The sequence below is a fragment of the Romboutsia weinsteinii genome (genome assembly GCF_002250835.2).
Classification (GTDB): domain Bacteria; phylum Bacillota; class Clostridia; order Peptostreptococcales; family Peptostreptococcaceae; genus Romboutsia_A; species Romboutsia_A weinsteinii.
This window is the reverse complement of sequence record NZ_NOJY02000005.1, coordinates 42,126-68,665: the sequence shown is the minus strand read 5'-3', so window position 1 is coordinate 68,665 and position 26,540 is coordinate 42,126. Positions and strand designations below refer to the sequence as shown.

The 26,540-nt window shown below is 31.3% G+C and carries 31 protein-coding genes; 1 reads left to right on the top strand and 30 read right to left on the bottom strand.

From position 1 onward, the window contains the following. Positions 1-44 precede the first annotated feature (44 nt). The 17 genes from CHL78_RS04165 to spoIIIAA all read right to left on the bottom strand — a co-directional run bounded on the left by CHL78_RS04165 (position 45) and on the right by spoIIIAA (position 13,026). On the bottom strand, positions 45-854 hold the full coding sequence (locus tag CHL78_RS04165) for a TlyA family RNA methyltransferase (RefSeq protein WP_094366554.1): 810 nt from the start codon (positions 852-854) through the stop codon (positions 45-47). Then, the gene (gene dxs, locus CHL78_RS04160; RefSeq protein WP_094366553.1) at positions 805-2,727 is read right to left on the bottom strand and encodes a 1-deoxy-D-xylulose-5-phosphate synthase; all 1,923 of its coding nucleotides are present in this window, start codon (positions 2,725-2,727) and stop codon (positions 805-807) included. The genes CHL78_RS04165 and dxs overlap by 50 nt, the downstream gene beginning before the upstream one ends. A 207-nt stretch (positions 2,728-2,934) precedes the next feature. Continuing rightward, positions 2,935-3,372: a divergent PAP2 family protein gene (locus tag CHL78_RS04155; RefSeq protein ID WP_094366552.1), complete on the bottom strand. Its 438-nt coding sequence runs from the start codon at positions 3,370-3,372 to the stop codon at positions 2,935-2,937. Between the two features lie 9 nt (positions 3,373-3,381). Then, positions 3,382-4,269 (bottom strand): polyprenyl synthetase family protein, encoded by an 888-nt coding sequence (locus CHL78_RS04150; RefSeq protein ID WP_094366551.1) that lies wholly within the window; start codon positions 4,267-4,269, stop codon positions 3,382-3,384. Between the two features lie 2 nt (positions 4,270-4,271). After that, positions 4,272-4,487 (bottom strand): exodeoxyribonuclease VII small subunit, encoded by a 216-nt coding sequence (xseB, locus tag CHL78_RS04145; RefSeq protein WP_094366550.1) that lies wholly within the window; start codon positions 4,485-4,487, stop codon positions 4,272-4,274. A 2-nt stretch (positions 4,488-4,489) separates the two neighbouring features. Next, positions 4,490-5,698, bottom strand: coding sequence for an exodeoxyribonuclease VII large subunit (xseA, locus tag CHL78_RS04140; RefSeq protein WP_094366549.1), 1,209 nt, complete (start codon positions 5,696-5,698; stop codon positions 4,490-4,492). Positions 5,699-5,764: 66 nt separating this feature from the next. Beyond that, entirely contained in the window at positions 5,765-6,754 is a 990-nt protein-coding gene (locus CHL78_RS04135) for an O-sialoglycoprotein endopeptidase (RefSeq protein WP_094366548.1), read from the bottom strand. Continuing rightward, a complete protein-coding gene (nusB, locus tag CHL78_RS04130) occupies positions 6,735-7,250 on the bottom strand; it encodes a transcription antitermination factor NusB (protein WP_094366547.1) in 516 nt (171 codons plus the stop codon). Before nusB ends, CHL78_RS04135 begins: the two co-directional genes overlap by 20 nt. A gap of 77 nt (positions 7,251-7,327) precedes the next feature. Next, positions 7,328-7,693 (bottom strand): Asp23/Gls24 family envelope stress response protein, encoded by a 366-nt coding sequence (locus CHL78_RS04125; protein WP_094366546.1) that lies wholly within the window; start codon positions 7,691-7,693, stop codon positions 7,328-7,330. A gap of 203 nt (positions 7,694-7,896) precedes the next feature. Further along, positions 7,897-8,562 (bottom strand): SpoIIIAH-like family protein, encoded by a 666-nt coding sequence (locus tag CHL78_RS04120; RefSeq protein ID WP_094366545.1) that lies wholly within the window; start codon positions 8,560-8,562, stop codon positions 7,897-7,899. 29 nt (positions 8,563-8,591) lie between these two features. Then, complete coding sequence (locus tag CHL78_RS04115; RefSeq protein WP_094366544.1) at positions 8,592-9,134, bottom strand: stage III sporulation protein AG; 543 nt, start codon at positions 9,132-9,134, stop codon at positions 8,592-8,594. Positions 9,135-9,148: 14 nt separating this feature from the next. Continuing rightward, positions 9,149-9,736, bottom strand: coding sequence for a stage III sporulation protein AF (locus tag CHL78_RS04110; RefSeq protein WP_094366543.1), 588 nt, complete (start codon positions 9,734-9,736; stop codon positions 9,149-9,151). A 10-nt stretch (positions 9,737-9,746) separates the two neighbouring features. After that, positions 9,747-10,922: a stage III sporulation protein AE gene (spoIIIAE, locus tag CHL78_RS04105; protein ID WP_094366542.1), complete on the bottom strand. Its 1,176-nt coding sequence runs from the start codon at positions 10,920-10,922 to the stop codon at positions 9,747-9,749. A gap of 14 nt (positions 10,923-10,936) precedes the next feature. Then, entirely contained in the window at positions 10,937-11,314 is a 378-nt protein-coding gene (spoIIIAD, locus tag CHL78_RS04100; protein WP_243446370.1) for a stage III sporulation protein AD, read from the bottom strand. A gap of 24 nt (positions 11,315-11,338) precedes the next feature. Then, entirely contained in the window at positions 11,339-11,536 is a 198-nt protein-coding gene (spoIIIAC, locus tag CHL78_RS04095) for a stage III sporulation protein AC (protein WP_094366540.1), read from the bottom strand. Between the two features lie 10 nt (positions 11,537-11,546). Then, entirely contained in the window at positions 11,547-12,068 is a 522-nt protein-coding gene (locus CHL78_RS04090; RefSeq protein ID WP_094366539.1) for a stage III sporulation protein AB, read from the bottom strand. Continuing rightward, complete coding sequence (spoIIIAA, locus tag CHL78_RS04085; RefSeq protein WP_094366538.1) at positions 12,058-13,026, bottom strand: stage III sporulation protein AA; 969 nt, start codon at positions 13,024-13,026, stop codon at positions 12,058-12,060. Before spoIIIAA ends, CHL78_RS04090 begins: the two co-directional genes overlap by 11 nt. A gap of 165 nt (positions 13,027-13,191) precedes the next feature. Between spoIIIAA and CHL78_RS04080 the strand changes: the two genes are divergently transcribed. Then, positions 13,192-14,385 (top strand): pyridoxal phosphate-dependent aminotransferase, encoded by a 1,194-nt coding sequence (locus tag CHL78_RS04080; RefSeq protein WP_094366537.1) that lies wholly within the window; start codon positions 13,192-13,194, stop codon positions 14,383-14,385. Between the two features lie 617 nt (positions 14,386-15,002). On the opposite strand, the gene CHL78_RS04075 is transcribed toward CHL78_RS04080, so the two are convergent. From CHL78_RS04075 to CHL78_RS04015, 13 genes are all read right to left on the bottom strand, one after another. Next, positions 15,003-16,202, bottom strand: coding sequence for a sodium ion-translocating decarboxylase subunit beta (locus CHL78_RS04075; RefSeq protein WP_243446365.1), 1,200 nt, complete (start codon positions 16,200-16,202; stop codon positions 15,003-15,005). 31 nt (positions 16,203-16,233) lie between these two features. Next, positions 16,234-16,614: a biotin/lipoyl-containing protein gene (locus tag CHL78_RS04070; protein ID WP_330408575.1), complete on the bottom strand. Its 381-nt coding sequence runs from the start codon at positions 16,612-16,614 to the stop codon at positions 16,234-16,236. Positions 16,615-16,629: 15 nt separating this feature from the next. Beyond that, on the bottom strand, positions 16,630-17,007 hold the full coding sequence (locus CHL78_RS04065) for an OadG family protein (protein ID WP_094366536.1): 378 nt from the start codon (positions 17,005-17,007) through the stop codon (positions 16,630-16,632). A 15-nt stretch (positions 17,008-17,022) separates the two neighbouring features. Continuing rightward, complete coding sequence (gene mmdA / locus CHL78_RS04060) at positions 17,023-18,570, bottom strand: methylmalonyl-CoA decarboxylase subunit alpha (RefSeq protein ID WP_094366535.1); 1,548 nt, start codon at positions 18,568-18,570, stop codon at positions 17,023-17,025. Positions 18,571-18,592: 22 nt separating this feature from the next. Continuing rightward, complete coding sequence (gene mce, locus CHL78_RS04055) at positions 18,593-19,003, bottom strand: methylmalonyl-CoA epimerase (protein WP_094366534.1); 411 nt, start codon at positions 19,001-19,003, stop codon at positions 18,593-18,595. Positions 19,004-19,021: 18 nt separating this feature from the next. After that, positions 19,022-19,957 (bottom strand): methylmalonyl Co-A mutase-associated GTPase MeaB, encoded by a 936-nt coding sequence (gene meaB, locus CHL78_RS04050; protein WP_094366533.1) that lies wholly within the window; start codon positions 19,955-19,957, stop codon positions 19,022-19,024. 10 nt (positions 19,958-19,967) lie between these two features. Next, positions 19,968-20,378 carry a cobalamin B12-binding domain-containing protein gene (locus CHL78_RS04045; RefSeq protein ID WP_094366532.1) on the bottom strand — a complete coding sequence of 137 codons (411 nt, stop codon included), beginning with the start codon at positions 20,376-20,378 and terminating at the stop codon, positions 19,968-19,970. A gap of 16 nt (positions 20,379-20,394) precedes the next feature. Continuing rightward, a complete protein-coding gene (locus tag CHL78_RS04040) occupies positions 20,395-22,059 on the bottom strand; it encodes an acyl-CoA mutase large subunit family protein (RefSeq protein ID WP_094366531.1) in 1,665 nt (554 codons plus the stop codon). 35 nt (positions 22,060-22,094) lie between these two features. Further along, a complete protein-coding gene (locus tag CHL78_RS04035; RefSeq protein ID WP_199533986.1) occupies positions 22,095-22,622 on the bottom strand; it encodes a 2-oxoacid:acceptor oxidoreductase family protein in 528 nt (175 codons plus the stop codon). A 17-nt stretch (positions 22,623-22,639) separates the two neighbouring features. Next, positions 22,640-23,440, bottom strand: a complete 801-nt coding sequence (locus CHL78_RS04030) for a 2-oxoacid:ferredoxin oxidoreductase subunit beta (RefSeq protein ID WP_243446364.1) — start codon at positions 23,438-23,440, stop codon at positions 22,640-22,642. Further along, positions 23,430-24,578, bottom strand: a complete 1,149-nt coding sequence (locus CHL78_RS04025) for a 2-oxoacid:acceptor oxidoreductase subunit alpha (RefSeq protein WP_094366529.1) — start codon at positions 24,576-24,578, stop codon at positions 23,430-23,432. The genes CHL78_RS04030 and CHL78_RS04025 overlap by 11 nt, the downstream gene beginning before the upstream one ends. A 16-nt stretch (positions 24,579-24,594) precedes the next feature. Continuing rightward, positions 24,595-24,780 (bottom strand): 4Fe-4S dicluster domain-containing protein, encoded by a 186-nt coding sequence (locus tag CHL78_RS04020; protein ID WP_199533985.1) that lies wholly within the window; start codon positions 24,778-24,780, stop codon positions 24,595-24,597. 580 nt (positions 24,781-25,360) lie between these two features. Then, complete coding sequence (locus CHL78_RS04015; RefSeq protein WP_334294184.1) at positions 25,361-26,527, bottom strand: sodium ion-translocating decarboxylase subunit beta; 1,167 nt, start codon at positions 26,525-26,527, stop codon at positions 25,361-25,363. Positions 26,528-26,540: the final 13 nt, after the last annotated feature.

Sequence of the window (26,540 nt, the reverse complement as noted above, 5' to 3'; positions counted from 1 at the left end):
ATTTAAATTGAAGTATTTATCTAACATATAAATTATATACTATTTTATGCCATATTGTGAGAAGCTTCTACAACCTCTTCTATTTTTTTATCATGAGCTTCACTATCAAACTCATATCCTTCATTTCCATTTCTTAAGTGAATTAAGTATTCTATATTACCTTCTGGTCCTTTTATTGGTGAATAGTCCAGGTTTAATATTTCAAATCCATTTTCAACAGAGAATCTTGATATAAATTCAATTACTTCAATGTGTGTAGATTTTTCTCTTACTACTCCTTTTTTACCAACCTTTTCTCTTCCAGCTTCAAACTGTGGCTTAATTAAAGCAACTATTTCTCCACCTGCTATTACAAGTTCCTTCGCCTTAGGAAGCACTAACTTTAAAGATATAAAAGAAACATCTATAGAAGCGAAATCAACAAATTCTTTAGTTTGTTCTATTGTTACATTTCTTATATTGGTCCTTTCCATACATACTACTCTTTCATCTTGTCTTAACTTCCAAGCAAGCTGACCATACCCTACATCTATTGAAAACACTTTTACTGCACCATTTTGAAGCATACAATCTGTAAATCCACCAGTAGATGAGCCTATATCCATACAAACTTTGTTTTCTAGAGTTAGGCCAAAGTTTTTCATAGCTTTTTCTAACTTCAATCCACCTCTACTAACATAAGGTATCGGGTTACCTTTTACTTCTATTTTTGCATCATCTTTTACATCTACACCAGCTTTATCACATCTTTGATTGTCTACAAATACAAGGCCAGCCATTATAGCTTTTTTCGCTCTTTCTCTACTATCGAAGTGGCCTTGTTCCACTAATAATACGTCTATTCTCTTTTTCATAAAATTGCCTTTCTAGGTTTATTTTTTTTATTTTATCAGCTATATGTTTACATGATAGCCCAACGAAATCATATAGTTTATCTACATTACCATGAGGTACAAATTCTTCTGATATCGCCATGTTAACTACATCTATCTTATAATTATTATCTACCATAAACTGATTTATTCTACTTCCAAAACCACCAGATATAACATTATCCTCTACTGTTACTATATGATTGTGCTCTTCACATAACTTGTGCATGAGCTCTTCATCCATAGGTTTTAAGAATCTTGCATTTATAATAGTAGGATTTATTCCTTCTTTCATCAATATTTCCTTAGCCTCTAAAGCATGCTTTACCATATTTCCTATCGCTAAAATAGCAATATCACGACCCTTATCTAGCACTTCATAAGTACCTATCTTAATCGGGTTATATTCACCTTTATTTAAATAATAGCAGTTTCCTCTTGGATACCTTATAGCTGCTGGTTGGTTCAATTCTAATGATAAATCCATCATTAACTCTAGTTCTCGACTGTCCTTAGGTGCCATAACAGTAATGTTTGGAACAATATTTAAATAACTCAAATCGAACATACCATGATGAGTTTCTCCGTCATTTCCTACAAGGCCAGCTCTATCTATCAGGAAAGTAACAGGCTTTTTAGTTATACATACATCATGAATAACTTGATCAAATCCTCTTTGTAAAAATGATGAATATACTGCAAAATAAGGTTTCATTCCACTTGAAGCCAGCCCTGCTGCAAATGCAGTTGCATGCTGTTCTGCAATACCTACATCAAAATATCTTTCTGGATGTACCTTTTCAAACATATTAAGCCCTGTACCAGATGGCATTGCTGCTGTTATGGCTGCAATAGATTTATTGTCATAGGCCATTTTCACAAGTTTTTCTCCAACAGCAGATGATATAGATTTAGAATTAGAACTTTTTATACCATCTTTTATATCAAATTTAGATACTCCATGATATTTTTCTGGGTGTTCTTCTGCATATCTATACCCTTTACCCTTTTTAGTTATTACATGTAGTAATACTGGTTCATCTTTACTCTTTACTTTTCTAAGTATTTCTACTAATTCCTTAGTATTATGGCCATCTATAGGACCATAGTACTTTATTCCTAATGAATCGAATAGTTCACATTCTTGTGGTGTGAAGTTTCCAACTAGGCTGTCTTTAAATTTATTAGCTGTTTTAGATATTAAAGTCCCTCCTGGAGATATTTTTAATAACTTCTCCATTTCATCTTTGACTTTATTTGCTGTTGAATTTCTAATAATATTTGACATATGTTTTGACATCCCACCAACATTTTTATCTATTGACATTTCATTATCATTAAGAATTATTATCATCCTTTTGTTTAAATCACCAAGGTGATTTAACCCTTCTAGAGCCATACCACCAGTAATAGATCCGTCCCCTATTACCGCTATTACATTATAGTCTTCTTTCTTTATATCTCTAGCACATGCAAGTCCAGTTGCAACAGATATAGATGTAGAACTATGACCAGTGTCAAATGCATCGTGAGGGCTCTCACATTCTTTTGGGAATCCACTCATACCATTAAATTGTCTTAATGATGTAAAACCGTCTCTTCTACCTGTAATTATTTTATGTACATAAGATTGGTGACCTACATCCCAAACTATTTTATCAGTTGGTGTCTCAAAGACTTTATGAAGTGCCAAAGTCAGCTCAACCACACCTAAATTTGATGCTAGATGTCCTCCAGTCTGTGATACAGATCTAACAAGAAATTTCCTTATATCTTTTGATAATAAATCCATTTCATCAAAGCTCATGGTTTTTATATCTTTTGGAGAGTTTACTTTATCTAAATATTTATACATATTAACCTCACCTTTTAATCTGTTAATTTTTAATTATTGATCAGTTTATACCATACGGTATAGTTTCCCACAATTTATACTAAATATAATTTTTAATCTTTTGTAATACAAAAAATGAATATATCTTAGTATTGACTAAGATATATTCATTTTATAACTAATTCATAAAACATACAAATTATATCATAATATTTGTTTTTTTTCAATTTATGACATAATTAAAGCTGTCGCTATACCTAATAACGCACCAAACCATACCTCTTTAGGTGTGTGACCTATAAGCTCTTTTAATTTTTGTTGTTCTATATGTTTTTTATGATGTATATCATCTAATATTTGGTTTAGTATCGTTGCTTGCTTTCCTACCGCTCTTCTAACTCCAGATGCATCATACATTATTATAAGTGCAAATACCGCAACAATAGCAAAATCAATTGAATCAAATCCTCTTTCAATACCAACTAATACTCCTAAACTGGTTACAAATGAGCTGTGAGAACTAGGCATTCCTCCTGATGTGAATATCCTAGAAAACTGTATTCTTTTTTCTTTTCCAGTAAATATTTTTATAAATTGTGCTAAAAAGCAAGCAAAAATGCTTATGCCTAAAACTCTGTTGCTAAAAATTTCAGAAAAAAATCCCATTCTTCCTCCTTAGTATTCTCTGTCTATTATATATTCTGCTAATCCATTTAAAAATTCTCTATCATCACTTAATTTTTCTATACTCATCTTCGCTTCATTGATTAAATCATGCGCTATCTTTTTTGATTCTTCTAAACCTAATAAAGAAGGATATGTTGATTTATTATTTTCTATATCACTTCCAACATGTTTACCTAGTTTAGCTTCATCTCCTACTATATCTAAAATATCATCTACAATTTGGAAAGATAAACCTATATCTTTTGCATAAGTAGTAATTTCTTGTAACTGTTCCTCATTAGCATCTCCTATTATAGCTCCAGCTCTCATACATCCCACCATAATAGCTGCAGTTTTATTTAAGTGAATAAAATCTAATTTTTCTTTTTCTATTTGCTTATCTTCACTTTCAACATCTACAACTTGTCCACCTATCATTCCATAGATTCCAGCTGATGATGCGATTTCATTTATAGCTTTTAAATACTTTGCTGGATTCTCTTTATTTAGTGAATTTGAAAGCATAACCTCAAATGCATAATTTAAAAGTCCATCACCTGCTAGTATTGCCATTGCATCTCCATATACCTTATGGTTCGTAGACCTACCTCTTCTTAAGTCATCATTATCAAGAGCTGGTAAGTCATCATGTATCAATGAATAAGTATGTATCATCTCTATTGCCATTGCAAAAGGAATTGCATCTTCTTCATTTCCACCTACTATTTTACATGCCTCTAGTGTTAAAATAGGCCTTAGCCTTTTTCCACCAGCCTTTAAGCTATAATTCATAGCCTCTATGACAGTTTTTTGATATCCTTCTTCTTTTGGCATATATTCTTTTAGTAATGTTTCTACATGTCCTACTCTTTCTCTTAATGCTTCCTTAAAATTCATAGTTACTCCTCCCCAAGATCTAAATCTTCTTCTATACCTAAAGTATTAAACTTACTTATCTTCAACTGAGCCTCTTCTAAAAGCTTGTTGCAATGTTTATAAAGACTTATACCATCTTCATATAATCCTAAAGATTGATCTAAGCTTGCACTTTTAGATTCTAGCTTATCTAATATTTCTTCTAATTTTGTATAGGCTTCTTCATATGTTAAGTTCATACTTATACCTCTTCTTTATTTATAATTGTTTCTACAGTACATTCTAGACTTCCATCTTTTAGTACTATTTCTAAATTATCTTTAGCCTCTATAGTTTTTACACTATTTATTACTTCTCCATATTTTTGAACTATACTATATCCCCTATCAATAGTTGCTAGTGGGCTTAAGTTATGAAGCAATGCTCCAGCTTTAGAAAGTTTTTCTTTTTCACTAGTTATGTTGCTCTCTGCCTCAGATGTTATTTTATCATATATTCTATCTAGTTGTATAACTTTATCTCTTATTATATATGATTCTAAGTAATTGTTTATTTTATCAAAAACTGAATTTAATCTGTATTTATCTATCTGCATCTGGCTTATTAAAGACTTGTTCATTCTTTCCTTAATATTGCCAAGTTTATATACTATATCTTCTAAGGACGGTGTAGCAATCTCTGCTGCTGCCGATGGAGTTGGAGCTCTCATATCTGATACAAAATCACATATAGTAAAGTCGGTCTCATGTCCTACTGCAGATATTATAGGTATACTAGAATTAAAAACCTCTCTAGCTACTATCTCTTCGTTAAAAGACCAAAGTTCCTCTATAGAACCTCCTCCTCTACCTACTATTATAGTATCTACATTATTAAATATATTAAAAAACTTTATTCCTTCACATATATCAAGAGCTGATTTATTACCTTGAACTGTTACAGGATAAAGCTTAATGTTTACTTTTGGATATCTTCGTCTTATTACATTTATAATATCTCTAATTACGGCTCCCGTCTCAGAGGTTATTACCCCAATTTTTTCAGGATATTTTGGTATAGTTTTTTTATATTTACTATCGAATAAACCTTCTTGTCTTAATTTCTCTTTTAGTTTATTAAATTCAATGTATAAATTACCCATACCCTCTATTTCTATAGAGTTTATATATAATTGATAAGACCCATCTCTTTCATAAACTGATATATATCCACTAGCTATTACTTTTATACCATTATCCAGCTGTATGCTTTTATCAAAATTACTTTTGAATATGACACAATTTAATTTTGAGTTAGAGTCTTTCAAAGACAAATATACATTTCCACTACTATGCACTTTAAAATTTGATATTTCACCTTTTACTTTTAAGTTGTATAATATTGGATCATTAATTAAAATTCTTTTTATATATGAATTTGCTTCGCTAATATCTAAAGCCCTTATCTTCATACTTTATTCTCCTAAAATTTATCTCTGACATATTAGTTAATTTAACTACTATTGTAATAATAGATTTTATGATTTCTTTTGCCTTATAAATTTATTCAACCCTATTATAGCACAACCAACTGCGTTATCAGTTGAGTATTGTGGTTCCGTAAAATATGCAGTTATATTTCCTTGTCTTAGCTTTTTAGTCAACTCTATGTTAATATATTTACTAGCGGATACTCCTCCAGCAAATAAAACTTCCGATAAGTTGTATTTTTCACTTAAATATACAACTGATTTATATACAGATCTTACGATACTATCTAGTGTAAGCTTTGATGTATACTCTTTACTTTCATCTATCTTATAAATTTGATTTTCAAGTCCCGATATATTTATATAACCTTCTTTTACTGATGTCTTAAGCCCTTGTGATATTTTAATATTACAGTTTATCGCATTTTCATCTATGTATTTTCCAGCAGGAAACTTATATCCTAAATTTACACCTACTCTATCTATTAATTGACCAAAGCTTATATCTTTACTTCCACCAACTATATTTATATTATATAATTCATTTACATCTTCATTACTTTCACTTAATTTACTAACTAGTAATACTTCACTCGTTCCACCTGACATATGAACAGATAGGAACTTATCACTACCTTTCATATTATTAGTATATAAACTAGCTTCAATATGATTTTCTTGATGCGAAGTCAAGTAAACTGGAACTCCAAGCATACATCCTGTAAGCTGTGCAAAATTTTCTCCAACCTTAAAAACTGGCATATATGAATCTTCCATTGGTCTAGGTCTATCCGATACACAAATTGCAGCTACATTGTGTTTTGTCATAAGTTTTTTCATGCTTTCCACAATAGTTCCTAGATTTTTTACATGTTGAAAAACTGCTTCACTTTGTCTCAATCCTTTAGATTTTTCACCTACATCTAGTATTATTCTTTCGTTAAAAATAACTTTTCTATCTAAAGATATAGCTGCTATAGAGGTAGTATAGCAGCTAGTATCTATTCCGATTATTATATTATCTTTCACCAAACTCATTAACAACACTTCCTAATATTCCGTTTATAAATTTAGGAGATTTATCGTCACAGTATACTTTTGCCATCTCCACAGCTTCATTTATTGAAACTTTAGTAGGTATGTTTTGTGCATAAAGTATTTCACATATTGCTAGTCTTAATATAGATAAGTCAACTTTTGGCATTCTATTTACTGACCAGTTTTTAGCGTATTTGTTTATTAGTTCATCTATTTTACTTCCATTTTCATCTAAAGCAACACATATTGAATCTATATATTCTTTATCTATTGTATCTTCAATTTGTAGGTTTTCTAAGCTCATATTAGGATTATTCGAATATTGAAGTCTAAGTTCCTCGTATCTATTTGATATATATTCAAAATTATCATTTACAAAGTCCTCTACCATAGCTTTTAAGTTACCCGGCTCTTCTTTAGTTACATTTGCTTGGTATATTAACTTCATCATATACTCTCTAGTTGTTATTTTTCTCGCTTTGTCATCCTTCTTCATTTGTTATAATCCTCCTTCAATTTTATTATGCACGATTGGGGCAGTAAAAAACCCTCTGATTTTTCAGAGGGTTACTATTAACTTTTCTTAATTTGCTTAGCTTCTTCTTTCTCAACTTTTTCTTTTTTAAAGTTGATTCCTTGAACATGTATATTTACTTGAGAAACTTTTAATCCTGTCATTGTTTCAACAGTATTTTTTACATTTTCTTGTACTTTGAAAGCTATATCCGGTATAGAAGATCCGTACTCTACTATTACCATTATGTCTAAGTTAACATCCTCGTCTTCTATTTGTATTTTAACACCATTATTTTTAAGTAATTTATCTGCAATTGTCGTTATAGTGTCTACTCCTTCTACTTCTAAAGCAGCAAGACCTGCTATAGTAGCAACTACATCATTAGATATTTTTACTTGTCCAAAGTTATTACTATTTTCCATGATAAATACTACCCCCTATTTAAGGAACTATTTTATAACTATAATAATACCAAATACACTTGAACTTTGCAAGAAAATAACCTCAGTTATATTCTAAGGTTATTTTAAAAGCAATGAATATATCTAGAGTTTGCCCACTTTTTTATATCTTAATCCCTTACAAACTAAAGTTATATTCATTTAATTATTAAGTTTTTTAATTATTATTTTTTATTATTCATAAGCTTAATATTCTCATATTTTACGCTTGCCTGTTCTGCTACTAAGTCAAATATTTTAGCTGCTCCTTCTTTTTCAAGGTTATCCTTATTTACAACAACATTTACACTATTATCACTTATGTATACTAATGCATCTTCATATCCTTTAGTACTTAATAGATTTTCTATTTTTAGCTCTGTCTCTTGATCTTTGACTAGTTTTAATTTCATTTCAGATGCTTCTTTTCTAGCGTCTTCTGAAGTAGATGGATTATTTATCATCTCATTTAATTCTTGAGATAGTTCATTTCTTTGTTTTTCTCTAGTCATCTTCATATCTATAACATAAGATGCTTTTTGCATATTTTTCTCTGATGTTAACTGTTCCTTTATTTCCTTACTAGTCTCTGTTACTTTTTCATTTATATCACTTGCTTCACTATCTACAATCCCCATTGCTTCTCCGTCTTCTTTTTTATTATTCTCTTTTTCTTTACTTGCCTCTTTGTCTGTATTCTTTTCTAATTGTGCTTGTTCATAGGCTTTAAATTCATCTGATATTCCAAGTAGTGTCTTTTGACTTAATTGGTAATTTACTACTCCTACAACTACTAACATAGCTGTTAATGTTATTACTACAAATCCTCTACTCTTATAATTAAACTTCATTTTTATCCCCCCGGTTTATATGTATTTTTTTAATTTATAATTGTAACTTGATGGCCTGATATTTGTAATGCTGTTTGTACTGTACTATAAAGAGTTTCCTTTACTTTTGAATCACTAGCTCCACTTGATACTACTATCACACCTTTTACCTTTGCTTCTGTAGTTTTTATTACTACAGGATCACTTGAGCCTGATGTTATCATAGTCTTATTTTCACTAGATGTTGTAATTGTTCTTTCTCCACCTTGAGCATCTTTTTCTTCCGTCTTTTCCGTAGTTGAATTGGAATTGTATGCTGGTTGTATTTCTTCGCTAGATTCAAATGTTATCATAACATCCAACTCTCCTACTCCTTCAATTTGTGCTAATATATTTTTAAGTCTGTCTTCTAAGCTACTCTCACTTGTAACCTGACTTACTTCATTTTGTTCCTTATCTTTACTAGCTTTTTCTTCACTTTTTTTATCTCCTGGCAAAACTGAAAGTGCAATAAGCACTATCACACATACAACTGCTAGAGATAAAAGAGAGTATATCCTCTTCTTGTCTTTTTCGTTTAAGTTTTTAAACATTAACTCAACCCCTATTAATCAATTTCTATAGTTTCGATTGATACATCTAGTATTTTGACTAAGTCATCTTTTAGTTTTTCCTTACTTAAATCTAGTTCATGCTCGGTTTCTTCTGTTTTACTTTCCTTGTCTTTAAATACTTGTTTTGATTTTTCATTTTTACTAGATTGTATGTCCTTTTTATCTTCATTATTACTATTATTTTTTTCTTTTATCTTTATATTATTAATATCTGATCCATCAAACTCGATATCTTCTAGTTCATAGCCATGTTCTTCTAATTTTAATTTAAGTACATCTTTTAATCCATCTTCATAGCCCTTTGATAGATTGTCTTTTCCCATCTGACCAGCTAAATTGTTATTACTATCAACATATTGTTTATTATATTCTCCCATGTATTTTAAAATTGTATCCTCTAACCCCATATCTTTTGAAAAAAAACTAATTACTGGTGTTATTACTATAAATACAAATATAAAGTTCACAACTAAATTTATATATGGTTTAATCTTAGATGAAGGCAAAATCATGTCTACTATATTTATTATGAAGGCTCCAATTAGTATACTTACTATCCATACTTTTATATCATTTAACATGTTCATCCTCCTAACCCTGACTTACTACACTTATAGATGTCAATATTGCTACTGTTACAAAAAACATTATCATGATTGCAACTATGCTAACTAACATTATTACCATTAAATTTGCAACCTCATTTAAAAATGTTGACATATTTTCTTCACCTATAGGCTCTACTACTATTGCTGCTGCTTTGTATACTATCACTACAGATAAAATTTTTATAACTGGTAGTAAACAAATTCCAACTAGAAATACCAGTCCAATTCCACCAAATACATTTTTAATCAACTCTGATGAAGATAGTAGTATATCTACTGAGTCAGATACGAATCCACCCACTACAGGTATAAAATTACCTATTGCAAATTTAGCTGTCTTTATACTAAATTTATCAATGCTCGTTACATAAAGACCTTGTACTGATACTAGTCCCAAATATATAGTAAACATTGCTCCAAGCGATACTATATTTATCTGTTTTATAAATGATGATAATTTTTTAAGTTTCATATTCTTTGATAAGTTATTTATTATTAATATTGAGAATGCAATAGTTATTGAAACAAACAAGAAATTTTTAAAAATAACATTTATAAAAGTTACTCCTCCTATAAATATTGGATTTAAAGCTGTCGATGTGATTGGAAATCCGATTAGTACTAAGAATGTAATTAATATTGGCATTATGACCTGCATAAGCCCCACAGTATTATCTATAGTTGTATTGCAAATTGATAATACATCTTTAAATCCGATAAGCGTAAGCGATACCATTGTTATAAATATTATATATGTAGTTATTTGACTTACTGCACCTGATGAAAATGAATTTTCCAAACTTTTTAATATTGATGATAACAATGCTAGTACTATAATTATAGCCGCCACTCTTAAACTTGCCTTTAATTCATCAAATAAAATTATTTTAATATTTTCTTTGTCAAATAGATCTAAAATACTTTTATCTCCTTTTATAAGATCCTTCACAAAACTTTTTAGATTTATATCCTCAAGGGCTGACCCCTCTTTTATATATTCTTCTATTTCCTTTATATTAACTTTTTCTAACTGGTTATCTATATATGAATCTATTGTACTTTTAGTTTCGTCATAATCCTCTGATTCATTAGCAAAACAATTATTTGATACCCCCATTAATAAAAATAGGAGCATAGTTCCTAAAAATATTTTTTTCATAAGTAATCATTCTCCTACGGTATTATATTTATTATCATTTCTACAATTGATAAAAGTATAGGGAATGACATTGTCATTACTATTATTTTCCCACCAAACTCTAGTTTAGAAGCTATATTTCCTTCCCCACAGTCTTTACAAAGTTGTATTGCAAATTCCATAAGATAAGCAATTCCTATAAGTTTTATTATTAGTGATATATACATCGTAGGAATATTCGCTTTATCTGCTAAGCTTTGTATACTTTCAATTATAAAATTAAGCTTAAATATAACAGATAATAATATTGTTATTCCTGTTATTATAGCTATGAAATTTGCCATTTCTGGTCTATCTTTTTTTATTACTAAGCAGAGTGTGGTTGAAATTATTGCAATCCCTATTAATTGCATTACCTCCAAAATATCTCCTCCTCCTTAGTAAAGTTGAAACATCGTTCTTACAGCATTAAATAAATCACTTATTTCTGTTAGTACCATACCGAGTACTATTATAACTCCTGCTAATGTAGTTAATGTAGCCCAATCTTTTCTATCTGTTTTTTCAAGAATCATATTTAATACTGATATTAATATACCTACGCCTGCTACTTTTAATATCAATGTTATATCCATATTAATCCCCCTAAATTAAAATTATACCTACCGCTATACCCATAACTATCACAAGTTTTCTATATACTGTACCTTTTTTATTTATATCATCACTTGTTTCTGTAGTTAATTTTTTAAGATTTTCAATACCCAAGTCTATCATTCTGGTCTGAGAATCTATGTCACTTTTTCCTAAAGTTAATATAAGCTTCTTGAGTTCATCTACCTCCTTATTTTGTAAATAGTTTTCTTTAGTTAAAATATTTATATTGCCAGATATGATCGTTTCTAACGTATCTCCTTGATCACTATTCAAATCCTCTGCCATGTTCTTAAAAAACTTTGAGAATGAATACTCTTTAATCTCTCCAATTCTTCTAAATATTTCTTCAAGTGTATAAAGTCCAAAGGACAAGTCCATCCTCATTATCTCTAATATTCTTATGAGATCATTTAACTGTTTATGCCTTTTTGTATAAGCTTTATAAATACTCTCACCTATTAAATAGCTACACCCTATTAAAACGCCTATTATTACTATTTTAATTTGCAAAATACCACCTCTTCTCTTCAAGGTCATAAATCTTCTCAACTGTACCAGGTCCTTTTTTTGCCGATAATATTATTACCTTTTTGAATAGCTCTTTGTCTAACAAGCTACTTAACTCTTTTCTATTCTTAATATCTTCTATCGAGTCTCCATGCACTGTAGTTATTAAACTTACACCGCCGTTTAATGCAGTATATAACGATCTTATTTCTTTTTCACTACCTATCTCATCAGTCACTATAAGATTTGGAGACATTGATCTCAAAAGCATCATTATACCTAAATCTTTTGGGCATGTTTCTATAATATCTGTTCTTATTCCAACATCCATCTGTGGTTGTCCTAAATATGATCCAGCTATTTCGTTACGTTCATCTATCAAAGCTACCTTTATACCATTAAATCCACAAAGCTTATTTCCATTACTTAAATTTCTTACTATATCTCTAATTAATGTTGTTTTACCACACTGAGGAGGCGATATTATTAATGTATTATTAACCTTATTCTCTCCTCCAATTATGTGACTTAATATTTTATCTGAGCACCCTATAATTTCCCTTGAAACTCTTATATTTAAAGACGATACATGCTTTATATTTTTAACTTGTCCATCTTCTACAATAACTTTCCCTACTATACCTACCCTATGCCCTCCTCTAAGAGTAATAAATCCTTTTTTTATGTCATCCATAAATGTATGTATAGAGTATTTGCAAATTATTTGAAAGGTTTGTTCAATATCTTCCTTACTTATAATATAAGGATTGTCCATCTCCAAACTTAGTCTATCAGTTCTTTTATTATAAAAATAATCCTTGTTATTTGCATTTAGTATTAATGGCTTTTGTGAGCGTATCCTTATTTCTTCTATATTTATGCTTTCATCTTGTATATTTTTTATTTTTTCTTTCAAGTTAATAGAAAGTGAATTTATAATTTCATTACAAAGCTTTGCCATGCCTTGTCCTCCTCTCTTGTTTATATAATTCTATTAATTTAATTGAGAAAATATTACTTAATTTTATGATGTCTTTTAATTTCTTATATATTAATCTTCGTATAGGGAATAATCATAATGTTACTATGATTTTATATTAATATTCTAATTAGGAGGTCTCAGTGCATGAATATATCAAATAGAATTCAATCAGTTCCCGTCTCTACTATTATGGAACTTCTTACCTACTCTGCTAAAGCTAAAAAACTAGGAAAAAAAGTTTATCACTTAAATATAGGTCAGCCTGACATAAAAACACCTGAAGGGTTCTTTGATGCAATAAGAGGTTATAAAAGTAAAGTATTAGAGTATGCCTTATCTGAGGGTCTTCCCGAGCTTATTGATGCCATCAGAAAATATTATAAAAATTATAATATTGATTTTGAAAATGAGGATATCTTAATAACAAATGGAGGAAGTGAGGCATTATTATTCACAATCATTTCTATATGCGACGAAGGAGACAATATATTAGTACCCGAACCATTTTACTCAAACTACTACAGCTTTTGCAAATCAGTTGGTGTTGATATAAATCCTATAACTACAATTGCAGAAAATGGATTTCATCTACCACCTAAAGAAGATATCATAGCTAAAATAAATTCAAATACTAAAGCTATATTATTCTCAAATCCTGGAAACCCAACTGGTGTAGTATATACAAAAGAAGAAATTGATATGATTTCAGAAATTGCTAAGGAGCATAATTTATGGGTTATTGCAGATGAAGTTTATAGAGAATTTATCTATGATGGTGAGTATACTAGCTTGGGCAATATAAAATGTATTGAAGATAGAGTAATCATTGTGGACAGTGTCTCAAAAAGATACAGTGCTTGTGGCGCTAGGGTAGGATCTTTGGCTTCAAAAAATAAAAAATTTATAGGATCTATCTTAAAACTTTGTCAAGCTAGATTATCAGTTCCAACACTTGAACAAGTCGGTGCTATAGAACTTTATAAAACCGACAACTCTTACCTTCATAGTGTAAATAAGGAATATAAAGAAAGAAGAGATGTCTTATATAATGAGTTGATGAAAATTCCCGGTGTTATATGTAAAAAACCAAGTGGTGCATTTTATATTGTGGCTAAAATACCTGTAAAGAATGCTGATCATTTTGTTAAATGGCTACTTAGTGACTTTGATATAGATGGTGAGACAGTTATGCCTTGTCCTGCTGAGGGATTTTATCATACCCCTGGATTTGGAATTGACGAAATAAGACTTGCTTATATATTAAACTCTGATGATTTGAAAAAAGCTGCTTATCTATTGAAAGAAGGACTGGAGGCTTATCTAAAAATAGAAAAATAATAATTTTAACAATAAAAAAGCCATAATTATCATTTAATAAGATAAGTTATGGCTTCCGTATTTGTAAGTATTCCATTTTGTACTCCTTAATTTTGTCTTAGCTTATTCAACATCATAAACTGGTGTATATCCATAATCCATTTCTTCTTCATATTCAAAATATACTAATTCTAAACTTTCATTCATAATTGCCTACCTCCTATTATTATTTGTATTTTGCAATTAATTACTTAATATTCTTCTTTGTATATATATTTGATGAAAATGTTTTTATTTTTTCTTCATTATTTACTCTACATCATAATCTGGTGCATAATCATAATCCATTTCTTCTTCGTATTCAAAATATACTAATTCTAAACTTTCATTCATATTATAGACCTCCTCGATTATTTTATTTGTTAATTATACTATACTATATTAATTTGAATATTGCAAGTATTTTTTTCAAACTTTCATTTGTAAGATATTATATGCAATCTTGCATTTTAAGTTTCCACTTTTACTTATTAAACTTATATATTTTTATTAATAATTATCTTTTATATACAAAATAAAATAGGTAGCCTTAGGCTACCTATTTTACAGTAATTTACATTCGATATTTTTTTATTTTTTTAGCCAAATAAACTTAACAGTATTCCTGCTGCTACAGCAGATCCTATAACTCCGGCAACATTAGGTCCCATTGCATGCATTAGGATAAAGTTTCCTGGACTCTCTTCTTGTGCAACTTTTTGAGATACTCTTGCAGCCATAGGTACTGCTGACACTCCAGCTGACCCTATTAATGGATTTACTTTTTGCTTACATACTAAATTCATAATCTTTGCAAATATTACCCCTGTAGCTGTACCAACAGCAAAAGCTAGTATACCTAATCCAAATATCATTAGCGTCTGAGAACTTAAGAAAATTTCTGCTTCTGCAGATGCCCCTACAGATATTCCTAAGAATATTGTAACTATATTTATAAGCGTATTTGACGCAGTTTCTGATAATCTATCTGTTACGCCAGATTCTTTAAGAAGGTTTCCAAACATTAACATTCCTATAAGAGTAGACGCAGCTGGTAGTATTAAAGATACAACTATTGTAACTACTATAGGGAATATTATCTTAGCCCTTTTAGAAACTGACTTTGTTTGAGTCATCACAATACTTCTTTCTTCCTTTGTAGTTAATGCTCTCATTATTGGCGGTTGTATTATAGGTACTAAAGCCATATATGAGTATGCAGCTACAGCTATAGGTGCCAATAATTCCGGAGCTAACTTTGTAGCTAAGTATATTGCAGTCGGTCCATCGGCTCCACCTATTATACCAATTGCTGATGCAGCTTGTGCACCAAACCCTAATACTAAAGCGCCTAAAAATGTTGTAAATATTCCAAACTGAGCTGCGGCTCCTAGTAATATACTTTTAGGATTTGCAATTAATGGTGCAAAATCCGTCATTGCTCCTACACCTAAGAATACTAATGGTGGAAATATTCCAAGCTCATCTCCTTGGAACAAGTAATATAGTAAGCCTCCAGGAGAATGAGTCTCTATGGTTGCGTTTGCCCCCTGCTTAAATGCATCCACGCCTTCCGGTGATATTAATTGGATATGAGAAACAGCTCCGTTCATTACACCTGATAATGGAAGATTAGATAGCAACATTCCAAATGCGATTGGTACTAAAAGTAAGGGTTCGAATTTTTTTGCAATAGCTAAATATAACAATATACAGGCTACAGTTATCATTATTATTTGCTTCCAAGAAATGTTTACAATCCCCATAGTTTGAATAAAATCTAATATAACCTCTCCCACTGTTTTTCCCCTTTCTATGGTATTTCAACTTTTATGCTATTGTAACTAATATATCTCCTGAGCTTACAGATGTACCTTTAGATACACTTACAGCAGATACCTTACCATCTGTAGATGCCATTATTTCATTTTCCATCTTCATTGCTTCAAGTATTAAAAGAACTTCTCCTTTTTTAACACTTTGACCAACACTTACCTTTACATCACTAATAGTCCCAGGCATAGGGGCTACTACACTTCCACCACCTGTTTGAACCTGCGGCTGAGATTTTTTAGGAATAGCCTTAGGAGCTTGAGCCGGTCTATTAACTGGAGCACTACTACTAGTTTTTACTTGTTCAACTGTACCTAATTCTTCTACCTCTACCTCGTAACTTGCTCCATTTACTGTTATATTATATTTTTTTATCATTATATTCCCTCCACTTTATACTTCTGATTTAGACATTTTCTCCCAATTTGTTTGTATGTTATTACTTCTAGTAATTCTTCTAACTACAATATTTTTATTATTACTACTAGCCATTATTGCTGCCGTTATAACAGATACCAACTGAAGATTATCTTCTAATGATTCTTCGTCTGTTTCGGCAACTTCAATATTATTATGACTTTCTTTAGTTTCAATTTGTTTTTCTTGTGGTGTTTTATTTATTATAGTTATTAATCCTGCTATAAGTATTAAAACTACAAATACTACAAGCATAGCAAGAGCTGCTGTAGCTAACCCACCTAATAATCTCTCTGCAGTAGACATATTTTCTATATTTATTTTTAGACTCTCTAATAGTTGACTTATATTCATTTACCTATCTCCTTCCTATAGAGGTATATTGCCATGCTTTTTAAATGGTCGACTTTCCCTCTTTGAAGATAGCATATCAAATGCATCAGCCAGTCTTAATCTAGTTAAAGATGGTTGTATTACATCATCTACAAATCCTCTTTCTGCTGCTTTATATGGTGTTGCAAATTCATCATTATATTCTTTTATTTTTTGAGCTCTAGTTTCTGTTGGGTTTTCAGATGCTTTTATATCTTTACTAAAGATTATGTTTGCAGCACCTTCAGACCCCATAACTGCAATTTCAGCAGTAGGCCATGCCATAACAACATCTGCACCTAAGTCTTTTGAACACATTGCAAGGTATGATCCTCCATAAGCCTTTCTAGTTATTAATGTAACCTTAGGAACTGTTGCCTCACTATATGCATAAAGCATTTTTGCTCCATGTCTTATTATTCCACCATACTCTTGACTTGTTCCTGGTAAAAATCCTGGAACATCTACTAAGCTAAGAATAGGTATATTATATGCATCACAAGTTCTTATAAATCTAGCTGCCTTATCTGAAGCATCTATATCTAAACTTCCTGCCATGTATTTTGGCTGGTTAGCAATTATCCCTATGCTCTCTCCATTTATTCTTGCAAATCCAACAATCATATTTAAAGCAAAGTACTGTTGAACTTCATAGAAGAATCCATCATCAACTATGTTTACTATGACATCTTTCATATCATATGCCTTATTTGCTCCATCAGGTATAATATTATTTAAAATTTCAACTTCTCTATTTGGAGAATCTCCAGTTTCTAAAATTGGAGCTTTTTCAGCATTGTTTGAAGGTAGGAAACTCAATAAAGTTCTTATCTGCTCAATGCAGTTTTGGTCATTTTCTGCTATAAAATGAGCAACCCCAGAAGTCATGTTGTGTGTAGATGCTCCTCCTAATTCCTCAGCACTTACATCTTCACCTGTAACTGTTTTTATAACTTGTGGTCCTGTTATAAACATTTGGCTAGTTCTATCTACCATATATATAAAATCGGTTAAAGCTGGTGAGTAAACTGCACCACCTGCACAAGGACCCATTATTGCAGATATTTGAGGTATTACACCTGATGCTATTGTGTTTTTATAGAAAATTCCACCATATCCTGCAAGTGCATCTACCGCTTCTTGTATTCTAGCTCCTCCAGAATCATTTAATCCTATTACTGGTGCCCCCATTTTTATTGCTAAGTCCATTACTTTTATAATTTTCTTAGCATGCATCTCTCCAAGAGATCCTCCTAATACTGTAAAATCTTGTGCATATGAATATACAAGCCTTCCATCCACTTTACCATAACCGCATACTACACCTTCGCCAGGAGCTTCATTTTTCTCCATTCCAAAGTTTGTACATCTATGCTTAACAAAAGCATCAACTTCTACAAATGTGTTTTCATCAAATAATAGATTTAATCTTTCCCTGCATGTTAGCTTACCTGAGCTATGCTGCTTATCGATTCTTTTTTGTCCCCCCCCAAGCTCTATAACTTCTCTTTTTTTATTTAGTAGGTTTAATTTTTCTACGGACATGCTTATTCCCCCGTCATTAATATTATTTTCTCTCGCTAAGTTCTAAAAGTATTCCATGAGTACTCTTAGGATGGCAAAAAGCTATGCTAGCATTTCCTGCACCATATCTTGGTTTCTCATCTATCATCTTATATCCCTTTGATTTTATTTCTTCAATAGCTTCTTCTATATTATCAACTCTTAAGGCTACATGTTGTATTCCACCTCTTCCACCGTTTTTTTCTATAAATTTAGCTATAGGTCCATCTTCAGTAGTAGATTCTAATAGCTCTAACTCTGTATCCCCTACAGGTAAGAACGCCACTTTAACCTTTTGGTCTTCTACTATTTCGGTTCCTTGACATGTTATACCTAATATGTCTTCATAAAACTTTAAACTCTCCTCTAAGTTAACAACTGCAATTCCTATATGATCAACTCTACTTACATTCATATTTTGGCCCCCTTTTTATTACTTAACAACACTTTCAAATATCTTTTGACCGATTGTATAAGGATCGCATTCCTTAGTAATAGTCTTATTCAAAAGAGTGTCTATGTCTTCTTTCGCTTCAACTTGCGCTACTAATTTTTCTATCCTTTTATGTACTATTTCTTTTACTTCAAGTTTATTTCTGTCCAATCTTTTATTATCAATCTCTTTGCTTTCATGCAAGTATTTCTTATGACTTAATATATTATTAAGAACATCATTCACACCTTGACCATTTTCTGATATAGCTAAACTAATTGGTGGTCTAAAATCCCAATCTTTTTTAAAGTCTAGCATCATATCAATTTCTATCAATGTCTTTTTTGCACCATCTTTATCTGCCTTATTTACTACAAATACATCTGCAATCTCCATTACACCGGCCTTAATAGCTTGTATATCATCTCCTAGACCAGGTACCATTACCATTACTGTTGTATCCGCAGTTTTTACTATATCTACTTCTGACTGACCAACTCCAACCGTTTCTATAAATATGTAGTCACACCCATAAGCATCTAATATTTTTATAGCCGCCTGAGTTGCTCCCGATAAGCCACCCAGACTACCTCTTGTACCCATAGATCTTATAAATACATTTTTATCTAAACTTAAATCATTCATTCTAATCCTATCCCCAAGGATTGCCCCTTTTGTAAAGGGGCTTGTTGGGTCAATGGCAATTATTCCGATTTTTTTATCTTCTTGCCTTAAAGTTTTTGCTAGCTTATCTGTAAAAGTAGATTTTCCTGCTCCAGGAGGTCCTGTTATACCAATTATGTACGCATTTCCTGTATGCTTATATACTTCTTTTAGCACCTCTTCGTATCCATCAAGTTCATTTTCTACTAGCGTTATAAGCTTAGCACAAGCTCTCTTGTTACCTTGTATAAGAGATGACACTAAATTGTTCATAAGATCACTCCTAAGCACCAATTGTACTTCTTTTTAGATTTTCTTTTATAAAATCAATAGTTACAGTTGTAGGAGTACCTGGTGTAAATATTTGAGCAACACCACTTTCTTTTAAGAACGGAATATCTTCCTCTGGTATTACTCCTCCACCTATCACTAATATATCTTCATAAGCATCTTCTTTCTTTAAAAGTTCAATAACTTTTGGAAGTAAATGATTATGAGCACCTGATAATATACTCATTGCTACAACATCTACATCTTCTTGTATAGCAGATTGAACTATTTGCTCTGGTGTCTGTCTAAGTCCTGTGTAAATAACCTCCATACCAGCATCTCTAAGTGCTCTAGCTATTACCTTAGCTCCTCTATCGTGTCCATCTAATCCTGGCTTTGCTACTAAAACTCTTATAGGTCTCATTCTACTTACCTCCCACTTATATCATTACGGTTTGTTTATATTCACCAAATACACTTCTCATAACACCACATACTTCTCCTAAAGTTGCATATGCTTCTACTGCATCTAATATGTATGGCATAACATTTTCATTACCTTCACATGCTTTGTTTAAAGCTTGTAAAGCTTCTTTTACTTTTTCATTGTCTCTTCTTGATTTTAATTCTGCTATTTTATCTTTTTGTCTTTCTCCTACTATCGGATCTACTCTAAGTAAACCTTTTGGAGCTTCTTCTTCAACTTGGAATTTATTAACACCAACTATTATTCTTTCATTATTTTCGATTTCTTTTTGGTATTTATAAGCACTATCCATAATTTCTTGTTGTATATACCCTTTTTCAATAGCTTGAGGTGCTCCACCTAACTCTTCTATTTTATCTATTATGCTTATCACTTCTTTTTCTATTTTCTCAGTTAAACTTTCTATCAAATATGAACCAGCAAGTGGATCTATACTATCAGCAACTCCACTTTCATGTGCAACTATTTGCTGAGTTCTAAGTGCAACTCTTACAGACTCCTCTGTAGGAAGTGCTAATGCTTCATCTTTAGAGTTTGTATGTAGTGATTGAGTTCCTCCAAGTACTGCAGCTAGTGTCTGTATAGCAACCCTTACTATATTATTTTCAGGTTGTTGAGCAGTTAATGTACAACCTGCTGTTTGAGTATGGAACTTCAATTGGCAAGATTTAGGATTTTCAGCTTTAAATCTATCCTTCATTATTCTAGACCATATTCTTCTTGCTGCTCTAAATTTAGCAATCTCTTCTAATAAGTTATTATGTGCATTGAAGAAGAATGAAAGTCTTGGCGCAAAATCATCAACATGAAGCCCTGCATCAATAGCAGCTTTTACATACGCCATACCATCTGCTAGTGTAAATGCAACTTCTTGAACTGCATTAGCTCCAGCTTCTCTTATATGGTATCCTGATATACTTATTGTGTTCCACTTTGGAACGCTCTGAGAGCAGTATTCAAATATATCAGTTATTAATCTCATAGACTCTTTTACAGGGAATATATATGTTCCTCTAGCTACATATTCCTTTAATATATCATTTTGTATCGTACCTCTTAATTTATCAGCGCTTACTCCCTGTTTTCTTGCAACTGCAATATACATAGCAAGAAGTACTGATGCTGGTGCATTTATAGTCATTGATGTTGATACTTTATCTAAAGGTATTCCATCAAATAATATCTCCATATCAGCTAGTGAGTCTATTGCTACTCCAACTTTTCCAACTTCACCTTGAGATATATCATCATCTGAGTCGTATCCCATTTGAGTTGGTAAGTCAAAAGCAACAGATAGTCCCATAGATCCTTGATCTATTAAGTATTTATATCTATTATTAGATTCTTCTGCTGTTGCAAATCCAGCGTACATCCTCATCGTCCAAAACTTTCCTCTATACATCGTAGGCTGTACACCTCTTGTAAATGGAAATTGCCCTGGGTATCCTAAATCATTTTCATAGTCAACATTTATATCAAGCGGAGTATATAATCTTTTCATTTCTTCTCCATCATCAAAATTAAATCTCTCTTTTCTCTCTGGAAATCTTGATATACTTTTATTAACCTTACTTTCCTCCCATTTATCAAAAGATTCCTGGATATTTTTGTTTTCCATAGTTCTTCCCCCTTGAAATAATTAGTGGTCTAAGTTTACATTGCTGCTATTAGCTTTGTTCCTTGCTCAAAAGCTTCCATGTTTAGTTCTTCAGTCCCTTTAGGAACTCTCTTTGAAATAGCTTTTTTTAGATGCTCTTTATCCACATCTTGAATTACCGAACTAAGAACTCCCAATGTAATTATATTTGCTGTCATAGGCTTCTTTAAAACTTCTTCTGCAGTTTTAATTATTGGAGCCTTACATACTTTGGCATTTATACCATGTACATCTATAGATGAATCTACAATAACTATACTATTTTCTTTTATATGCTTTGAGTATTCATCAAATGATTTCTGAGTTAACGATATTAATATATCTGAATCCATTATCTTAGGAAAATTTATACTTTTATCACTTAGAATTACTTCTGCTTTACTGGCTCCACCTCTAGCTTCTGGGCCATATGATTGTGATTGAACTGCGTTTAAGTTTGATAAAATAGCACCTTCAGCAAGTATCACTCCAGCAAGTATTAACCCTTGACCTCCAGATCCACTTAATCTTATTTCAGTTTTCATATTCAATCGCTCCTAATCTAAAATTTATCCATCACTTTTTTATATTCTTCAGTATATTCAGGTTGAATTTCATCTTTAAATATACCTATTGCCGTTTTGCCATCTAATTTACTTTTTACTATATCATTACTCATTTGAGTATTATCTTTTATTAATTTTATAAGGTCTACAGCTGAACCTTTCTTATTTTTTCTTCCATAGTATGTTGGACATGCGCTTATTCCTTCTACTACAGAGAAACCTTTATGTAAAAGTGCTTTTTTTGTATAATCTATCATTTGTTTTGCATGATATGCACTAGCTCTAGCTACAAACGTAGCACCTGCTCCTGCAGAAAGATCACATATATCAAATGGCTTATCTATATTACCATATGGTGATGTAGTCGCTTTATCATTAGTTGGAGTAGTTGGAGAGTATTGTCCTCCAGTCATACCATATATATTGTTATTAAATACTATTGTAGTAATATCAATATTTCTTCTACAAGAATGTATTAGGTGATTTCCACCTATAGCAGTTGCATCTCCGTCTCCACTTATTACGATAACATGTAAATCTGGGTTAGCAAGCTTAATACCTGTTGCAAATGCAAGAGCTCTACCGTGAGTAGTATGTACTGTATTATAATCGAAATATCCACTTGATCTTGAAGAGCAACCTATACCTGATACTATACAAATTTTATCTTTATCTAAATTTGCTTCTTCTATAGCCACTGCTAACGATCTCATAAGTATTCCATGACCACATCCTGGACACCAAATATGAGGTAATCTATTTACTCTAAAATTATTTTCAATAACTTTACTTGGCAAAGCTAAGCACCCCCTCCACTTCAGAAACGATTTCCTGAGGTGTTATAATTTCTCCATTAAACTTATTTATTCCAACAACTTTACAATTGTTTTTGACTACCCTCTCTACCTCTAATATCATCTGTCCCATGTTCATTTCAGGAACAAATATATATTCTACTTGTTCACTTAATTTTTTAACAGCTTCACTTGGGAATGGCCATACTGTTTTTATTGCAAGTAGACCTATCTTTATACCTTTTGCTCTTAGTTCATCTATACTATCTTTACTACTTCTCACCATACATCCAAAAGTAACAATAAGTATTTCACAGTCTTCAGTCATGTACTCTTCATTCATCAGTATATCATCTAAGTTATCTTCTATTTTTTTTGTCTGCCTACTTAAAAGTTTTCTAGCTTCCTCTGTACTATTAGTAGGGAACCCTGTTTCATCATGTACAAGACCAGTTACATGGAATTTATATCCTTCTCCTATCTTTTCCATAGGTGGTATTAAATCTTCTGTAACTTCAAATGCTTTAAATTCTTCTGCATTGCAATTAGCTCTTTTTCTATCTATAATTTCTAAGTTTTCTAATTCATTAAATTCAACTTTTTCTCTCATATGTCCTATTACTTCATCTAGTAATAGAATAACTGGTGTTCTATATTTTTCTGCTAAATTAAATGCTCTTACTGTCATCGAATAAGTTTCTGGTACTGTTGTAGGAGAAAGAGCTATTATAGAATGGTCTCCATGAGTCCCCCATTTTGCTTGCATTAAATCTCCTTGAGCTGGACTAGTAGGAAGTCCTGTACTTGGCCCATGTCTTTGGACATTTACTATTACACATGGTGTTTCTGTTATACATGCATATCCTATGGCTTCTTGTTTTAACGAGAATCCCGGACCACTTGTTGCTGTCATAGATTTTTGTCCTGCAATTGATGCACCTATTGTTGCTGATATAGAAGCTATTTCATCTTCCATTTGTATAAAAGTTCCTTTAACTTTCGGAAGCATTAGAGATGATATTTCTGCAATTTCTGTTGATGGAGTTATTGGATACCCTGCAAAAAACTTCATTCCTGCATGTATAGCTCCATGTACACAAGCTTCGTTCCCCTGTAATAACTTAACCTTTACCGCCATCATATACACCTTCTTCTTCTTATTTTTCTAGATATATTGCATAGTCTGGACATCTTAGTTCACACAATCCACATAGTATGCATTCTTCTTTTGACTTAACATATACCCCTTCTTCATCAAGGTCTAAAATATTTTTCGGGCAAAATTCTACACATATACCACATTTTTTACACCATGACTTTTGTATAACTAGTTCTTTTCCCAATACAATCACCCTCTTAACTTATACTATGAGTACAATTTTTTATTTCTCTCTTAAATATATATGCTAGAAAACTTGCAATTCCTTCTACAAATTATTGATTTTTTTATTTTTTCACTTTCAAAAAATGAGTTCTTTTTTGTGAAATAATATAAATTCATGTCAAAAAACGCCTCTTTTTGATATCGTTTTCCTTAACTTTATTTGTTTTTTTTTTATCAATGCTATTTTTTTGCAAGTAAATATTCTATCTGTTTCATCACTTTGTTGTTTTACCTAATATATCGCTTAATTTCACAAGTTTTAATATAAGTTCTTCAATTATCATATAATTAATATACATTCTTACTATATTGCATTTAGTTGCTATATTTAAGATAAAATTTTAATTTTACGTCTACTTTTTTAATTTTTTCTATAAAATAAATCAAATATTTTAGTTATTTTTTTCAGTTATTTTGAATTTACATTTGCCTCAATACGTATAACATGATTTTACAACTATCCTATCTTATATTACATACTACCTATATAATCATGAAAATTAAAAATACCGAGAGTAGATACCCTCGGTATTTTAATATTATCCAAATAAACTTAATAGTATCCCAGCTGCTACTGCTGATCCTATAACTCCAGCAACATTCGGTCCCATTGCATGCATTAATAAAAAATTTCCTGGTGACTCTGCTTGAGCAACTTTTTGAGACACTCTTGCTGCCATAGGAACTGCTGATACACCAGCTGATCCTATCAATGGATTTATTTTTTCTTTACATATCAAATTCATGATTTTAGCAAATATTACTCCTGCTGCAGTTCCTACAGCAAACGCTAATATTCCTAGTGCAAATATCATAAGAGTTTGAGCACTTAAAAATATTTGAGCTTCAGCAGATGCTCCAACAGATATACCTAAGAAAATAGTGACTATATTCATCATCGCATTTGAAGCTGTATCTGACAATCTGTCTGTTGCTCCAGATTCTTTTAACAAATTACCAAACATAAGCATACCTATCAATGTAGCTGCTGCTGGTAGTAATAAAGATACCACTATCGTTACAACTATTGGAAATATTATCTTAGCTTTTTTAGAAACTGGCTTAGATTGAGTCATAACTATACATCTTTCTTCTTTAGTTGTAAGAGCTCTCATTATAGGCGGTTGTATTATTGGAACCAATGCCATATATGAATACGCTGCAACCGCAATTGGTGCTAGTAATTCTGGAGCTAGCTTAGTAGCAAGATATATTGCTGTTGGCCCATCTGCTCCTCCTATTATACCTATAGATGAAGCTGCTTGAGCTCCAAAACCTAATACTAATGCCCCTAAAAATGTTGTAAATATACCAAATTGTGCTGCCGCGCCAAGCAGTATACTTTTGGGATTTGCAATTAGTGGACCAAAATCAGTCATTGCACCTACACCTAAAAATATTAATGGAGGGAATATTCCAAGTTCATCTCCTTGGAATAAGTAATGTAACAACCCTCCAGGTGTCTGTGTACTTACATGAGCGTTTACACCCTCTTTAAAAGCTTCTACCCCAACCGGATTTATAAATTGAATCTTTGAAATCGCTTCATTCATTACTCCTGACAGAGGTAAGTTTGAAAGTAGCATACCAAATGCTATTGGCACTAATAGTAATGGCTCAAATCCTTTTGCTATTGCTAAGTATAGTAATACACAAGCTATTATTATCATGACAACCTGTTGCCAAGTAATATTAACAATACCCATCGTTTGAATAAAA

Coding starts and splice junctions, on each gene's coding strand:
- CHL78_RS04165 (WP_094366554.1), bottom strand. CDS start 854: ATGAAAAAGAGAATAGACGTATTATTAGTGGAACAAGGCCACTTCGAT.
- dxs (WP_094366553.1), bottom strand. CDS start 2,727: ATGTATAAATATTTAGATAAAGTAAACTCTCCAAAAGATATAAAAACC.
- CHL78_RS04155 (WP_094366552.1), bottom strand. CDS start 3,372: ATGGGATTTTTTTCTGAAATTTTTAGCAACAGAGTTTTAGGCATAAGC.
- CHL78_RS04150 (WP_094366551.1), bottom strand. CDS start 4,269: ATGAATTTTAAGGAAGCATTAAGAGAAAGAGTAGGACATGTAGAAACA.
- xseB (WP_094366550.1), bottom strand. CDS start 4,487: ATGAACTTAACATATGAAGAAGCCTATACAAAATTAGAAGAAATATTA.
- xseA (WP_094366549.1), bottom strand. CDS start 5,698: ATGAAGATAAGGGCTTTAGATATTAGCGAAGCAAATTCATATATAAAA.
- CHL78_RS04135 (WP_094366548.1), bottom strand. CDS start 6,754: ATGAGTTTGGTGAAAGATAATATAATAATCGGAATAGATACTAGCTGC.
- nusB (WP_094366547.1), bottom strand. CDS start 7,250: ATGAAGAAGGATGACAAAGCGAGAAAAATAACAACTAGAGAGTATATG.
- CHL78_RS04125 (WP_094366546.1), bottom strand. CDS start 7,693: ATGGAAAATAGTAATAACTTTGGACAAGTAAAAATATCTAATGATGTA.
- CHL78_RS04120 (WP_094366545.1), bottom strand. CDS start 8,562: ATGAAGTTTAATTATAAGAGTAGAGGATTTGTAGTAATAACATTAACA.
- CHL78_RS04115 (WP_094366544.1), bottom strand. CDS start 9,134: ATGTTTAAAAACTTAAACGAAAAAGACAAGAAGAGGATATACTCTCTT.
- CHL78_RS04110 (WP_094366543.1), bottom strand. CDS start 9,736: ATGTTAAATGATATAAAAGTATGGATAGTAAGTATACTAATTGGAGCC.
- spoIIIAE (WP_094366542.1), bottom strand. CDS start 10,922: ATGAAAAAAATATTTTTAGGAACTATGCTCCTATTTTTATTAATGGGG.
- spoIIIAD (WP_243446370.1), bottom strand. CDS start 11,314: ATGCAATTAATAGGGATTGCAATAATTTCAACCACACTCTGCTTAGTA.
- spoIIIAC (WP_094366540.1), bottom strand. CDS start 11,536: ATGGATATAACATTGATATTAAAAGTAGCAGGCGTAGGTATATTAATA.
- spoIIIAA (WP_094366538.1), bottom strand. CDS start 13,026: ATGGCAAAGCTTTGTAATGAAATTATAAATTCACTTTCTATTAACTTG.
- CHL78_RS04080 (WP_094366537.1), top strand. CDS start 13,192: ATGAATATATCAAATAGAATTCAATCAGTTCCCGTCTCTACTATTATG.
- CHL78_RS04070 (WP_330408575.1), bottom strand. CDS start 16,614: ATGATAAAAAAATATAATATAACAGTAAATGGAGCAAGTTACGAGGTA.
- CHL78_RS04065 (WP_094366536.1), bottom strand. CDS start 17,007: ATGAATATAAGTCAACTATTAGAGAGTCTAAAAATAAATATAGAAAAT.
- mmdA (WP_094366535.1), bottom strand. CDS start 18,570: ATGTCCGTAGAAAAATTAAACCTACTAAATAAAAAAAGAGAAGTTATA.
- mce (WP_094366534.1), bottom strand. CDS start 19,003: ATGAATGTAAGTAGAGTTGATCATATAGGAATTGCAGTTGTTAACTTA.
- meaB (WP_094366533.1), bottom strand. CDS start 19,957: ATGAACAATTTAGTGTCATCTCTTATACAAGGTAACAAGAGAGCTTGT.
- CHL78_RS04045 (WP_094366532.1), bottom strand. CDS start 20,378: ATGAGACCTATAAGAGTTTTAGTAGCAAAGCCAGGATTAGATGGACAC.
- CHL78_RS04040 (WP_094366531.1), bottom strand. CDS start 22,059: ATGGAAAACAAAAATATCCAGGAATCTTTTGATAAATGGGAGGAAAGT.
- CHL78_RS04035 (WP_199533986.1), bottom strand. CDS start 22,622: ATGAAAACTGAAATAAGATTAAGTGGATCTGGAGGTCAAGGGTTAATA.
- CHL78_RS04025 (WP_094366529.1), bottom strand. CDS start 24,578: ATGATGGCGGTAAAGGTTAAGTTATTACAGGGGAACGAAGCTTGTGTA.
- CHL78_RS04015 (WP_334294184.1), bottom strand. CDS start 26,527: ATGGGTATTGTTAATATTACTTGGCAACAGGTTGTCATGATAATAATA.